This is a genomic window from Microvirga sp. 2TAF3, assembly GCF_052114965.1.
GTDB lineage: Bacteria > Pseudomonadota > Alphaproteobacteria > Rhizobiales > Beijerinckiaceae > Microvirga.
This window is the reverse complement of record NZ_JBFRFT010000006.1, coordinates 150,607-163,043: the sequence shown is the minus strand read 5'-3', so window position 1 is coordinate 163,043 and position 12,437 is coordinate 150,607. Positions and strand designations below refer to the sequence as shown.

Genomic DNA, 12,437 nt, shown 5'->3' with positions numbered 1-12,437 from the left:
GCGAAGGCGCTATTACCAAGAGGGGGAGGATGCAAGCCCGAAACGTACCCGGCTTTTTACGAAGTGAAACCGTCGTCGATGACGCGCCAGTCCCGGCGCAGGGAGAAGGGATTGCGGTCGATGACGAGATAGCCGCCGCCGCCGGGATGGGAGGGGCGGCTTCCCTGCCCGATGGCGACCTTCTGCAGATGGTCCGTCAGCAGGCTGCCGACGCCGCCATGGGACACGATGACGGTGTCACCGGAATTCCCGTCGGCTGCGATCCGGCTCACGGCCTTCACGATGCGTGCCTGCGCATCGATGGCCCGCTCCCAGCCGCGGATGCTTTTCTCAGGGTGGGCGAAGAACTCGCGCACCACCTCCCAGAATTCCGGCGGCGCGATATAGCCCGTGGCCGAGCGGCCGTTCTCGCCCAGATCCGGATCGGTCGCAAAGGAAAGGCCGAGGCGTTTCGCCACGATGTCGGCCCCGTCCATCGCCTTCCGCTCGGTGCTGGCATGGACGGCGGAGATGTTTCTGCCTGCCAGCGTCTCCGCGAAGCGTTCCATGCGGGCGCGCCCGATCTCATTGAGCGGCCATTCGGGGACCGGCGTGAGCGGGTCGATGACGACTTCGGGATGGGTGACGAAGATGAGCGAGGACATGAGCCAAGACTTAATGGACCTTGGCCGCATCGTCGATGGCGATTTGGGTCAGCCGAGTGGGTAAGCCGCCTCCACCACATAAGGCCCGCCGCCGACCGAGTCGCGGGACGAGAACAGCACGAAGCGCCGCGCGGTGAAGGTCAGCTTCGGGAAATGGCCCCGCGTCGCGAAATAATCCGCCACATCGAGAGGCGAGGCGTCGCGCAGGCGGGCCAGAGTCACATGGGGTGTGAATTTGCGCTTCTCGGGCGGAATGCCGACACGGCGCACCAGCCGCTCCTGCTCGGATTGCAGATCGTTGAGCGCGTCGGTGGCGGCCGCGCGGGCGAAGACCGTGCGCGGCCGCCCGCCGCCGAAGGTGTCGAGGCCTTCGATGGTGACGGTGACGGGCTCGCGCCGGCGGCCGTCGCCCAGGATCGCGTAGATCTCGTGGGCCATGCGGTCGTCGATATCGCCGATGAAGCGCAGGGTGATGTGGTAGTTTTCGGGGTCGATCCAGCGCGCTCCGGGCAGGCCGCCGCGATAGGTCGAGAGGGTCAGGCCGATATCGGCTGGAATCTCGATGCCGGTGAACAGGCGTGGCATGGTCACCTCCTGAGCCTGGCGAAGTCTTCTGATCTTGGGGGCAAGCGCGCCGCCCCGGCAAGGTGCAGAATCAGACGATCAACAACCCGGTTGGTTCCGGAGTTTGCTGTCGCAGGAAGTTTCTCCGCGGAGAGCCGCTGAAACCGCGACGCTCTTCCCTCCACGCAAGGGAGAGGAAAGAGCGGCTCATTGTCTTACGGGCAGGGGTTGCAATGCTCGAGATGGATCGCGTCGATGCGCTTTTCCAGCTCGGGCGTGATCGTCACGTGGATGGAGGCGATGTCCGTCTTGAGCTGCTCCATCGACGTCGCGCCGATGATGTTGGAAGCCACGAAGGGGCGGGAATTGACGAAGGCGAGGGCGAGTTGCGCCGGATCGAGGCCGAATTCCTTGGCGAGCGCGAGATATTTGCGGATCGCCGGCTCCGCGCCCGGCGTCTCGTAGCGCTGGCCGCGGTTGAAGAGCGTGCTGCGCGCTCCCGCCGGGCGGGCGCCATCGAGATATTTTCCGGTGAGATAGCCCTGCGCCAGCGGCGAATAGGCGAGAAGGCCTACTTCCTCGCGCATGCTCAATTCCGCCAGCGCCACCTCGTAGGTGCGGTTGAGCAGGTTGTAGGCGTTCTGGACCGATTGCACCCGCGGCAGGTTTTTGTCCGCCTCGGCCGCCTTGAGGAAGGTCATGGTGCCCCAGGCGCTCTCGTTCGAGAGTCCGAGATGGCGGATCTTTCCGGCCTTCACCAGGTCGCGCATGATCTCGAGGGTTTCCTCGATCGGATGCGAATCGCCGTCCTGATGGCGGTAGATCGTGGAATTCGAGCCCCAGGTCATCGGGCGGTCGGGCCAGTGGATCTGGTAGAGGTCGATATAATCGGTCTGGAGCCGCTTCAGGCTCTTGTTCACCGCCTCCTCGATCTGGGCGCGGGAGAGTTCGGCCTTGGAGCCATCGTCCCGGAACCAGGTATTGTCCGAGCGGCCGACAACCTTCGACGCCAGGATGACCTTGTCGCGATTGCCGCCCGCCTTGAACCAGGAGCCGATGATGCGCTCGGTGGACCCTTGAGTCTCGGGCCTCGGCGGAATCGAATAGAGCTCGGCGGTGTCGAAGAAGTTGATGCCCTGGTCGATGGCATAATCCATCTGGGCGTGACCTTCGGCCTCGGTGTTCTGCTGCCCCCAGGTCATGGTGCCGAGGCAAATGAGGCTGACATCGAGGTCCGTGCGTCCGAGGCGGCGATATTGCATAGGCGAGGCTCCTCGCGGCAGGGGCTGCCGCGTTCAGGCAGAGTAGGGCAGGGTGGTGCGCTGACGGGGTCAGCGCTTGGGAAGGGTGGCGAGAAAGGTCTCGACGGTGGGCAGGATGCGCCCGACGATGATCTCAATCCCCTTGGCCGTCGGGTGAAGGCCATCTTGGAGATTGAGGCTGCCGTCGCCGGCGACTCCGTCCAGGAAGAAGGGATAGAGCACAAGGCCATGCTTCTTCGCAATGTCCGGATAGAGCGAATCGAACTTTTGTGCGTAGTCCTGACCCAGATTGCGCGAGGCCGCCATGCCCGCGAGCATCACGGGAATGTTGCGGGCCTTCAGCCGCTCGACGATGGTCTCGATGGCTTGACGGGGAATGGCGGGATCGAGGCCGCGCAGCATGTCGTTGGCGCCGAGTTCGAGAATGACTCCGTCCGTGCCGTCGGGAATCGACCAGTCGAGCCGGTCGAGACCACCGGACGCGGTATCGCCGGAGACGCCCGCATTGGCGATTTCCACATTGTGGCCCCTGGCCTTCAGGGCACGCTCCAGCGCCGCCGGAAAGGCGGCTCCCTGCGGCAGGCCGAAGCCGGCGGTAAGGCTGTCGCCCAGCGCGACGAGGCGAATCGGCCGGTTTTGGGCGTGGGCGGCTCCCGGGGGAAGGAGAGCGGCAAGCGCGGCGACGCACGCAAAGATGATCGTCATGAATGGGCCGGATTGGCGCTTCATCGATAGGCTTCCCATATGGTTCGTAACCTGGCCAGGAATTTAGGCCGGGCGTATCAAGCGGGTTTTCCGAAAAGATCGGGTGAATGGGCATGCAGGACAAGGCCATCGCGCTGCACGATGTGGATTTGAGCCTCGGGCGCGGGGCCGCGCGGGTCCATATCCTGAAGGGCGTTTCCCTGGATATCGGCCGGGGAGAGGCGGTGGGTCTCGTAGGCCCGTCCGGGTCCGGAAAATCCACCCTGCTGATGACCATGGCGGGCCTCGAGCAGCCCGATTCCGGCAAGGTCATCGTCGACGGCACCGATCTCGCGGTCCTCGACGAGGATGCTCTCGCCCGCTTTCGCGGACGCCGCATCGGCATCGTCTTTCAGTCCTTCCACCTCGTTCCCACCATGACGGCGCTGGAAAACGTGGCCCTGCCCCTGGAACTGGCGGGGAAAAAGGACGCGTTTGAGCGCGCGGAGGCCGAGATGCAGGCGGTGGGCCTAGGCCATCGTCTGCACCATTATCCTGCCCAGCTCTCCGGTGGCGAGCAGCAGCGGGTGGCGATCGCCCGCGCCATCGTGCCGAACCCGGCCATCCTGGTGGCCGACGAGCCGACCGGCAATCTCGACGAAAGCACCGGCCAGTCGATCATCGACCTGCTCTTCGCCCTCAAGCGCGACCGGGGCGCGACCCTCGTCCTCGTCACCCACGATCTCAATCTCGCCCATCTCTGCGACCGCACCGTGCGGCTGCGCTCCGGCCACATCGAGGCCGATGCGCCGGTCACGGCCTGAAGGGGCGCTTTCCATGCACGGCACCCTTTCCGCCCCGAAGAAGCAACCGCCACGGGGATCGTCCCTGCCCCTGATTCCCCGTCTCGCCTTTCGCGAATTGCGCGCGGGCCTGCGCGGCTTCGGCATCTTTCTCGCCTGCATCGCGCTCGGCGTCGCGGCGATTGCGGGTGTCTCGTCCCTGTCCCGCTCGCTGACCGAAGGCATCTCGCGGGAGGGGCGCCGGATCCTGGGCGGCGACATGGCCTTTTCCCTGCTCCAGAGGGAGGCGAACGAGGCCGAGCGGGCCTTCCTGACGTCGAGAGGCGAGGTCGCCGCCGTCGCCACCATGCGCGCCATGGCCATCGCCGGCGAGAAAGGCTCGGCGCTGGTCGAGCTGAAGGCGGTCGATGGCAGCTACCCCACCGTCGGCACGCTCGAGACCGATCCGCAGCTTCCACCGGCATCCCTGTTCGCGGAACGGGACGGCGCCTATGGCGCGGCGGCGGATCCCGCCCTTCTGGCGCGGCTCGACCTCAAGGTCGGCGACCGGGTCAAGGTCGGCGGCGCCACCATCGATCTGCGGGCGAGCCTCGTTTCGGAACCCGACAAGATTGCCGACGGCATCGGATTCGGGCCGCGGCTCCTCGTTTCGCAGGATGCCTTAAGGGCGACCGGCCTCATCCAGCCCGGCAGCCTGATGCGCTGGACCTATCGCCTGACCCTGCCGCCCGCCCTGTCGACGGATGAGGGGCTCACGCAGGTCGAGGCCGAGGCGGACCGGGTTCTGCCGGAGGCAGGCTGGAACATCCGCACCCGGACCAATGCGGATCCGCGCTTTGCTCGCAATATCGAGCGCTTCACGCAATTTCTCACCCTCGTCGGCCTCACGGCCCTGCTCGTCGGCGGCGTCGGTGTCGCCAATGCGGTGCGCGGCTTCGTCGACCGCAAGCGCGCCTCTATCGCCACCTTGAAGAGCCTCGGCGCGCCGGGCGGACAGGTGGTGGCGCTCTATCTCACGCAGGTTCTCACGATCGCGGTCGTCGGCATCGGCATCGGGCTTGTGATCGGCGGCGCGCTGCCCTTCGTCGTCACCGGCCTGTTCGGCCATCTGCTGCCGATTCCGATCCGGCCGACTCTGGCCTGGGGAGAGCTCGGCATCGCGCTCATCTACGGCATCCTGACCGCCCTGGCCTTCGCTCTCATTCCCCTCGGCCGTGCGCACGACATTCCGGTCTCGGGCCTGTTCCGCGATCAGATCGATCCGGAGCGGCGCTGGCCGCGTCGGCGCTATCTGGCGGCGCTTGCCGTCGTGCTTGCAGCTCTGGTCGGCCTGTCGCTGCTCGCGGCCTACGACCGGCGCATCGCGCTCATGTTCGTGGGGGCCGCCGCCGCCTCCTTCGCGCTGTTGCGCCTCGTTGCCGTCGGCATCATGGCCGTGGCGCGCCGCCTGCCGCGTCCGCGCCGCACGGCGCCGCGTCTGGCGCTGGCCAATATCCACCGGCCCGGCGCGCTCACGCCCTCGCTCGTGCTGTCGCTGGGGCTCGGCATCACCCTTCTGGTGACGCTGGCCCTGATCGATTCCAATCTCACCCGCCAGCTCAAGCAAACCCTGCCGGAGCATGCGCCGAGCTTCTTCTTCCTCGACATCCCGAATGCCCAGGCCGATGCTTTCGAAGAGTTCATCAAGGGCCAGGCGCCGCAGGCGAAGATGGATCGCGTGCCGATGATGCGCGGCCGGCTCGTGAGCTTGAGAGGGATGCCGGTCGGCCAGATCAAGGCCAGAGAGGATGTGTCCTGGGTGCTCGACGGGGACCGGGGCATCACCTATGCGAAGACGCCGCCGGAAGGCTCGCTCCTCGTCGCGGGCGCATGGTGGCCGCAAGATTACCGGGGCAAGCCGCTCGTTTCCTTCGATGCCAAGATCGCCGAAGGGCTCGGGCTCACGCTCGGCGACGACATCACGGTCAACGTGCTCGGGCGCAACATCACCGCGACCATCGCGAACCTGCGCCAAGTGGAATGGCGCTCGCTCGGCATCAATTTCGTGATGGTGTTCTCGCCCAACACCTTCGCCGGCGCACCGCACACGCATCTCGCCACGGTCACCTTCGAGAACGGCTCCGATGCCGCCACGGATGCGCGCCTCCTGCGCAGCGCGGCCCTGGCTTATCCCATGGTGACGAGCGTACGCGTGAAGGATGCGCTCGACGCGGTGAACGACGTGGTCTCGCAGCTCGTCATGGCGATCCGTGGCGCAAGCTCCATCGCGCTCGTCGCAAGCCTCCTGGTTCTCGCCGGCGCGCTCGCCGCGGGACACCGAGCACGACTCTACGATGCGGTCATCCTGAAGACCCTCGGCGCCACCCGCGCCCGGCTGGTGTCGGCCTATGCCCTGGAATATGGCCTACTCGGCCTGGCAACGGCCATTTTCGGCCTCCTGGCCGGAACCTTGGCCGCCTCTCTCATCATCACGCAGGTGATGAACTTAAGTTTTGCTTTGGATTTATCGGGCGCATTGCTTGCATCCGCCCTGGCCGTTCTGGTGAGCGTGGGTCTTGGCCTCATGGGAACGTGGCGGATCTTGAGTCAAAAGCCGGCTTTATACTTGAGAGATCTTTAACGCTTCGCACGGTTATAAAAGAACTCCGTGACGCGCCGGCGAGAGTCGGCGATAAACTAGACTTCGATAGTCTTTTTCACGAAGCGTTGAAGCTTGACCTTGCCCCTTGCAGAAGGTGCGGCGACCCCTCATATTTGAGGCGTCGCCGAAAAATTGCGGCGGCCGAAGGCTGACTTCTCAGCCTTTTCGAGGGAAACCAACGGGACACCGTGAGAAAGGGCTCCGATGCAACCGTATGAGCAAAACCAATACGCCTCCGGCACCGGCTTTGCCCGGACGGCCGCACAGGTCGATCAAGGCCTGCGCGCCTTTATGCTCGGCGTCTACAACAACATGATCCTGGGCCTCGCGATTTCGGCCCTGGTCGCGCTTGGCGTGAACATGCTCGCGACGACGAGCGATCCGTCCATGGCCGTGGCCCGTATCGGCAGCGTCGGTCTGACCGAGTTCGGCCGCGTCCTTTACGGCACGCCCCTGATGTGGGTGGTGGCCCTGGCGCCGCTGGCCTTCATCTTCCTGTTCTCGTTCCGCATGGACCGGATGTCGGCGGCTTCCGCGCGCGGCATGTTCTTCGCCTTCGCGGCGGTGATGGGTGCCTCGCTCTCGACGCTGCTCATCCGCTATACGGGCGCGAGCGTCGTGCAGGTGTTCTTCATCACGGCGGCCGCCTTCGGCGCGTTGTCGCTGTGGGGCTACACCACGGGCCGCAGCCTCTCCGGCATAGGTTCGTTCCTGATCATGGGCGTGTTCGGCCTGATCATCGCCTCGCTCGTGAACATGTTCGTCGCCTCGAGCGCGCTGCAGTTCGGCATTTCCGTGATCGGCGTTCTGATCTTCGCGGGCCTTACCGCCTACGACACGCAGAAGCTGAAGGAGATGTATCTTTACGGTAACTTCGACGGCGAGGCAGCTGCCAAGGTGTCGGTGTTCGGCGCCCTGCAGCTCTACCTGGACTTCATCAACATGTTCCAGTTCCTCCTCGCGCTCGTGGGCAACCGCAACAACTAAGCACGAGAGACAACCGAGTTTCTTCGAGCCCCGGCCCAAAGCCGGGGCTTTTTGTTAGGCCTGGAGCATCGTGCGCAAAAGTGGATCCGGTTTTGCGGCCACACGATGCGCTAACTTTCGGCGGCAGATGGCGCCGAGGACATGGACGCCGTCGAGCGATAGCCGAACCAAGCGCTCAGGATGGCGGCGACCGCGCAGATCAGGGCGACCGCGCTGAATCCGCCGATCATCGCCTTCGCGTAGAGATCGGGCAGCGAGCCGCCGATCGAATGGTCGAGCGATGCGGGCGGAGTCCCGAACGTCGCCTGCGCGAACAGGACTGCCGTCGTCGGACCGGATGACGCGGCCGAAAGCTGGAAGCCGAGCGTTGCGACGGCGCCGAGGCCGGCAACGGCCACGAGCCCAGCCACCCGCGAGATCGCGTTGTTGATGCCCGAGGCCACGCCGACACGCTCGGTCGGCACGGCGTTCATCACGGTGGTCGAGAGCGGCGCGACCGTGATCCCCATGCCTAAGCCCATCAGCGCCATGGTTGGGACGATCGCGAACCAGTAGCTGCCATTCGCCACGGCGGGGACGAGAAGCGCGAAGCTCAGGCCCGTCACGATGGGTCCCACCGTCAGCAGCATCCTGACGCCGAACCTGTCGGCCATCGCACCCCCCGACCGGGAGAGCACGGCCATGACCAGGGTGAACGGCAGGAAGACCGAGCCGGCCTCGGCCGCCGAATAGCCATGGGCTTCGATGAGCGTGGTGGGAAGAAAGAACAGCGCCCCGCCGAGCGCGAAATAGAGCAGCAGCGTCAGGGCGTTGACGCCCGCGAAGGCCGGGACGCGAAACAGGTCGAGAGGCATCATCGGAGCTTCGGCCCGTCTCTCGTGCAGCACGAACAGGACGAGAAGGACCGCTCCCGTCAGGACCAACACGATTGCCATCGTCCTGCTGCTTCCCACTTCGCCGAGCGATGTCAGGCCGTATGCCAGGGCGCCGAGGGACGCGACGACGAGACCCGCGCCCAGCCAATCCATGCGCGCCTCCCTCTTCACCGGGCTTTCCGGCACATGCTTCCAGCACAGCCAGAGCGCCAGCACGGCAATCGGGACGTTGATCCAGAAGATCGCCTGCCAGGGGCCGATATCGATGAGCCAGCCGCCGAGAATGGGCCCGAACGCGGCGGCTATGCCGGAAGCCGCGGCCCAGGTGCCGATCGCCTTGCCGCGCTCGTTGGGCGGAAAGTTGGCGCTGATCAGGGCCAGCGAGCCGGGAACCAGCAAGGCGCCGCCGATGCCCTGGACCGTCCGGGCTGCAATCAGCATCCCGGCCGATCCCGACAATCCGCACCACAGGGAGGCAAGGCCGAAGACGGCGATGCCGATCATGAAGATCCGTTTCAGGCCATAGGCATCCCCCGCGGCACCGCCTAAGAGCAGAAAGGCGGAGAGGGTGAGCGCGTAGGCATTGGTGATCCACTGCATCTGAGACAGGGATGCCTGGAGGCTCTCGCGCATCTGCGGAATGGCGACGGTAACGATGGCCCCATCGGCGAAAACCATGCTGGAGGCCAGGATCGCCGTCCACACCACATAGGATTTCGATTCGGGCTTGGCTTGGTCCGGGCTGAACTGGTTCACGCAAAGCGCCTCCCCATCCGGCGACATGTTAGAGCATGTCCGGATGAAGGGGAGACCCGTTGCCTGATATGCTCCAAAAGCCGAAGCGGAAGGCCCGTTCCCTCTTTCCGGGGAACTGCTTATACGGGACGGCCATGAGCATCCTCGTGCGCCCTTCCTCCGACGCCGATCTGGCGAGCATCACGGAGATCTATGCCCATGCGGTGATGCATGGCACGGCCTCTTTCGAATTCGCCCCGCCGGATCGGGCAGAGATGGCGCGCCGCCGCGCCGCCCTTCTCGACAACGGTTATCCCTATCTGGTGGCGGAGCGGGAGGGAGAGATTCTCGGCTATGCCTATGCCGGGCCCTACCGCCCGCGCCCGGCCTACCGTTCCACGGTGGAGGATTCGATCTATGTCGCGCCCGCCGCCCACCGTCTCGGTATCGGGCGGGAGCTGCTCTCGCGCCTGATCACGGAATGCATGGCCCGCGATTTCCGGCTCATGGTCGCCGTGATCGGCGATGAGGAATCCCATGGCTCCATCCGTCTGCATGCGAGCCTGGGCTTCGAGCATGTGGGCGTCCTCAAGGGGATCGGCTACAAGCATGAGCGCTGGCTTGCCACGGTTCTCATGCAGAAGAGCCTGGGACCCGGCACAGCCGAGCCGCCGACGCGACCCGTCCCTTAAGGTTTACCCTTCATGTCCGATTGGTTTCACAGGCCCGGTGGCGCTGTAAAGCCTCGGACCTGAAAGTGGCTTCCACTTTTAGGATCATCCGATGCTTTCTCTTTTGGTGAGAGCATCGTGTGGCCGCAAAACCGGGTCCACTTTTGCGCACGATGCTCTAGCGCAATCTCGATGTTGTGCAGTCGCGGGCTGCGCCGATCGCCGGAATGGCGGCCGATCAAGAGACGACCTTCAGCGGCTTGTCGAGCACGCGCAGCACCTGGCCGAGTTCGTGGCCGCGCTTGAGAATGAGACCCGTCGACACGATGACCGAATACGCGCCCTGCTTTCGGGTGAGCTTGGGGTCCTTCTCGATCCGGTAGAGCGGCACCTCGGAGGTGCGTCGGTAAATCGAGAAGACGGCCTTGTCCGGCAGGAAGTCGATCGCATAATCGCGCCACTCGCCCTCCGCGACCTTGCGGCCGTAGAGATTGAGGATGGTCTGCAGTTCCAGGCGGTCGAACGATACCCGTCTCGGGGCGGCGGGAAATGGCAGCACATGGGTCGAACTCTGCGCCAGGCTGCCGCGAAGCGGCTCCGCGATGTCACCCTCGCTCATGCATCCTCCGGCCAACGGTCATTCCATCCTGATGATGGGTCTCTTGGCGGGCCCGCGCAACCCCGGTTTCGTGCGATCTCTCCCGGCTTCGTCAGTCCAATCTTTTTCTCGCCACAATCATGCCGCGCGGCAGCCCCACTACGGGAGGATAACTGAGCTGTTGCCTCGACGGCCCGGTTCGTTGACCACCCTGGACACGTCAGCCCCCCAGCCCCCGGGGCGTTCGATGAGCCGGGCCTCGTTTTCAAGTCGAGTGCAAAAGCCGCCTGCTCAGGGCGGCTTTTCTTATCTGAAGTACTTTTCCGGAGCCCTTTCCGCCCTCCCCCCTCAAAGCGGAAAGGGCTCCAGAAGACATTCGCGCCGGACGAGGCTTAGCGCATCGTTCCCTGCGAACCGAAGGTCCGCGTAGGCGAAAAACCGGGTCCACTTTTCCGCACGATGCGCCAAGCGTCGAAACACCTCAGAATCCTTCCAGGACGATCTTGCCCCGCGCCTTGCCGCTTTCGATGAAGGCATGCGCCCGCTTGAGGTTGGCGGCGTTGATCGTGCCGTAGGTCTCGGCCAGGGTGGTGCGGATCCTGCCCGCATCCACCAGCCGCGCGATCTCGTTCAGGATCTCGTGCTGCCGTTCCATGTCGGCGGTCTGGAAGACAGAGCGGGTGAACATGGATTCCCAGTGCAGGGACACGCTCTTGCGCTTGAGCAGGGTCACGTCCAGCGTCGCGGGATCGTCGATCAGTCCGAACCGGCCCTGCGCCGCGATCACCTCGGCGACGGCGGCAAAATGCGTGTCGGAATGGGTGATCGAGAACACGAAGGCCGGAGCCCCGATTCCCAGATCCAGGACCTGAGGGCCGAGGACGCGGTGGTCGATCACGTGATGCGCTCCGAGCTCCCGGCACCAGGCCTGGGTTTCCGGCCGGGAGGCTGTCGCGATGATAGTCAGATCGGTGAGCTGGCGCGCGAGCTGGATCGCCATCGACCCGACGCCGCCCGCCCCGCCGACGATCAGAATGGCGTTCGCCGCGCCCGGAACCGGCCGGCGTATGTCGATCCGGTCGAACAGGGATTCCCAGGCCGTCAGCGAGGTCAGCGGCAGGGCGGCGGCCTGCGCGAAGTCGAGGGATTTGGGTTTCGATCCCACGATCCGCTCGTCCACGATGTGGAATTCGGCATTGGTGCCGGGGCGGTTGATGGCGCCGGCGTAAAAGACCTCATCCCCCGGCTTGAACAGCGAGGCGTCCGGTCCGGCTTCCCGGACGATTCCGGCCGCGTCGAAGCCCAGCACCCGCGCCGCGCCCGGCTCCGGCGGCACCTTGGAGCGCACCTTCATATCCACGGGATTGACGGAAACCGCCCTGACCTCGACCAGAAGGTCGCGGCCCACCGGCCTGGGCTTCGGCAGATCGATATCGATCAGGGACGATTCGGCTTCGATCGGAAGCGGCTCACGGTAAGCGACGGCGCGCATGGATATCTCTCCTGGCTCTATAGGAGCGAGGTTGAGGCATACGGTTTTCTCGTGCAAGAACGCACATCAAACGCACATAGTGTAGAAAAGGATACCGTCATGTCCCGTCCGTCCCGCCGGGAACTCCCCTACAGCACGTGCTCGGTGGAGGGGGTGCTCAACCTGATCGACGGCAAGTGGAAGATCGTGATTCTCTACAAGCTCCTGAAGGGCACGCTGCGCTTCAACGAGATCCGCCGTCAGATCCCGGCCGTCACCCAGCGCATGCTCACCAACCAGCTCCGCGAGCTGGAGGCTGATGGGCTCGTGACCCGGACCGTTTATGCCCAGGTGCCGCCGCGGGTGGAATACAGCCTGTCGGAGCGGGGGATGAGCTTGGAGCCGGTGCTGATGGCGCTGAAGGCCTGGGGCGATGCGCACCTACCATCCTCCCAGGCCAAGGCCGCATAGGGCCAACCCTGAATTTCCGGCTCTTTCCGGC

General features: G+C 65.1%; 12 protein-coding genes. 5 read left to right on the top strand and 7 right to left on the bottom strand.

Going from position 1 to position 12,437, the window contains the following annotated elements; genetic code table 11:
- Nucleotides 1-56: 56 nt before the first annotated feature.
- From AB4Y97_RS08560 to AB4Y97_RS08545, 4 genes are all read right to left on the bottom strand, one after another.
- Nucleotides 57-644 carry a histidine phosphatase family protein gene (locus tag AB4Y97_RS08560; protein ID WP_441998604.1) on the bottom strand — a complete coding sequence of 196 codons (588 nt, stop codon included), beginning with the start codon at nucleotides 642-644 and terminating at the stop codon, nucleotides 57-59.
- A 48-nt stretch (nucleotides 645-692) separates the two neighbouring features.
- The gene (gene thpR, locus AB4Y97_RS08555) at nucleotides 693-1,229 is read right to left on the bottom strand and encodes an RNA 2',3'-cyclic phosphodiesterase (RefSeq protein ID WP_441998603.1); all 537 of its coding nucleotides are present in this window, start codon (nucleotides 1,227-1,229) and stop codon (nucleotides 693-695) included.
- 194 nt (nucleotides 1,230-1,423) lie between these two features.
- Complete coding sequence (locus AB4Y97_RS08550; protein ID WP_441998602.1) at nucleotides 1,424-2,470, bottom strand: NADP(H)-dependent aldo-keto reductase; 1,047 nt, start codon at nucleotides 2,468-2,470, stop codon at nucleotides 1,424-1,426.
- Nucleotides 2,471-2,539: 69 nt separating this feature from the next.
- Nucleotides 2,540-3,199, bottom strand: coding sequence for an arylesterase (locus AB4Y97_RS08545; protein WP_441998601.1), 660 nt, complete (start codon nucleotides 3,197-3,199; stop codon nucleotides 2,540-2,542).
- 83 nt (nucleotides 3,200-3,282) lie between these two features.
- Here AB4Y97_RS08545 and AB4Y97_RS08540 point away from each other — a divergent pair, with 83 nt between their 5' ends.
- The 3 genes from AB4Y97_RS08540 (at nucleotide 3,283) to AB4Y97_RS08530 (ending at nucleotide 7,585) form a co-directional block, all read left to right on the top strand.
- Nucleotides 3,283-3,978 (top strand): ABC transporter ATP-binding protein, encoded by a 696-nt coding sequence (locus tag AB4Y97_RS08540; protein ID WP_441998600.1) that lies wholly within the window; start codon nucleotides 3,283-3,285, stop codon nucleotides 3,976-3,978.
- A 13-nt stretch (nucleotides 3,979-3,991) separates the two neighbouring features.
- Entirely contained in the window at nucleotides 3,992-6,577 is a 2,586-nt protein-coding gene (locus tag AB4Y97_RS08535) for an ABC transporter permease (RefSeq protein WP_441998599.1), read from the top strand.
- 225 nt (nucleotides 6,578-6,802) lie between these two features.
- Entirely contained in the window at nucleotides 6,803-7,585 is a 783-nt protein-coding gene (locus AB4Y97_RS08530; protein ID WP_441998598.1) for a Bax inhibitor-1/YccA family protein, read from the top strand.
- Nucleotides 7,586-7,695: 110 nt separating this feature from the next.
- Here AB4Y97_RS08530 and AB4Y97_RS08525 read toward each other — a convergent pair whose 3' ends face one another.
- Complete coding sequence (locus AB4Y97_RS08525) at nucleotides 7,696-9,216, bottom strand: MFS transporter (RefSeq protein ID WP_441998597.1); 1,521 nt, start codon at nucleotides 9,214-9,216, stop codon at nucleotides 7,696-7,698.
- 134 nt (nucleotides 9,217-9,350) lie between these two features.
- On the opposite strand from AB4Y97_RS08525, the gene AB4Y97_RS08520 reads away from it, so the two are divergent.
- A complete protein-coding gene (locus AB4Y97_RS08520; protein ID WP_441998596.1) occupies nucleotides 9,351-9,887 on the top strand; it encodes a GNAT family N-acetyltransferase in 537 nt (178 codons plus the stop codon).
- A gap of 217 nt (nucleotides 9,888-10,104) precedes the next feature.
- Here the strand turns inward: AB4Y97_RS08520 and AB4Y97_RS08515 are convergent, their stop codons facing one another.
- A complete protein-coding gene (locus AB4Y97_RS08515) occupies nucleotides 10,105-10,485 on the bottom strand; it encodes a DUF2794 domain-containing protein (RefSeq protein ID WP_441998595.1) in 381 nt (126 codons plus the stop codon).
- Nucleotides 10,486-10,945: 460 nt separating this feature from the next.
- Nucleotides 10,946-11,956 carry a zinc-binding alcohol dehydrogenase family protein gene (locus AB4Y97_RS08510; protein WP_441998594.1) on the bottom strand — a complete coding sequence of 337 codons (1,011 nt, stop codon included), beginning with the start codon at nucleotides 11,954-11,956 and terminating at the stop codon, nucleotides 10,946-10,948.
- 99 nt (nucleotides 11,957-12,055) lie between these two features.
- Between AB4Y97_RS08510 and AB4Y97_RS08505 the strand changes: the two genes are divergently transcribed.
- A complete protein-coding gene (locus tag AB4Y97_RS08505) occupies nucleotides 12,056-12,406 on the top strand; it encodes a winged helix-turn-helix transcriptional regulator (RefSeq protein WP_441998593.1) in 351 nt (116 codons plus the stop codon).
- Nucleotides 12,407-12,437: the final 31 nt, after the last annotated feature.

Excerpts from the sequence above, each read along its gene's own strand:
- AB4Y97_RS08550 (WP_441998602.1), bottom strand. The coding sequence starts at position 2,470 with ATGCAATATCGCCGCCTCGGACGCACGGACCTCGATGTCAGCCTCATT.
- AB4Y97_RS08545 (WP_441998601.1), bottom strand. The coding sequence starts at position 3,199 with ATGAAGCGCCAATCCGGCCCATTCATGACGATCATCTTTGCGTGCGTC.
- AB4Y97_RS08505 (WP_441998593.1), top strand. The coding sequence starts at position 12,056 with ATGTCCCGTCCGTCCCGCCGGGAACTCCCCTACAGCACGTGCTCGGTG.
- AB4Y97_RS08560 (WP_441998604.1), bottom strand. The coding sequence starts at position 644 with ATGTCCTCGCTCATCTTCGTCACCCATCCCGAAGTCGTCATCGACCCG.
- AB4Y97_RS08510 (WP_441998594.1), bottom strand. The coding sequence starts at position 11,956 with ATGCGCGCCGTCGCTTACCGTGAGCCGCTTCCGATCGAAGCCGAATCG.
- AB4Y97_RS08530 (WP_441998598.1), top strand. The coding sequence starts at position 6,803 with ATGCAACCGTATGAGCAAAACCAATACGCCTCCGGCACCGGCTTTGCC.
- AB4Y97_RS08515 (WP_441998595.1), bottom strand. The coding sequence starts at position 10,485 with ATGAGCGAGGGTGACATCGCGGAGCCGCTTCGCGGCAGCCTGGCGCAG.
- AB4Y97_RS08520 (WP_441998596.1), top strand. The coding sequence starts at position 9,351 with ATGAGCATCCTCGTGCGCCCTTCCTCCGACGCCGATCTGGCGAGCATC.
- AB4Y97_RS08535 (WP_441998599.1), top strand. The coding sequence starts at position 3,992 with ATGCACGGCACCCTTTCCGCCCCGAAGAAGCAACCGCCACGGGGATCG.
- thpR (WP_441998603.1), bottom strand. The coding sequence starts at position 1,229 with ATGCCACGCCTGTTCACCGGCATCGAGATTCCAGCCGATATCGGCCTG.
- AB4Y97_RS08540 (WP_441998600.1), top strand. The coding sequence starts at position 3,283 with ATGGGCATGCAGGACAAGGCCATCGCGCTGCACGATGTGGATTTGAGC.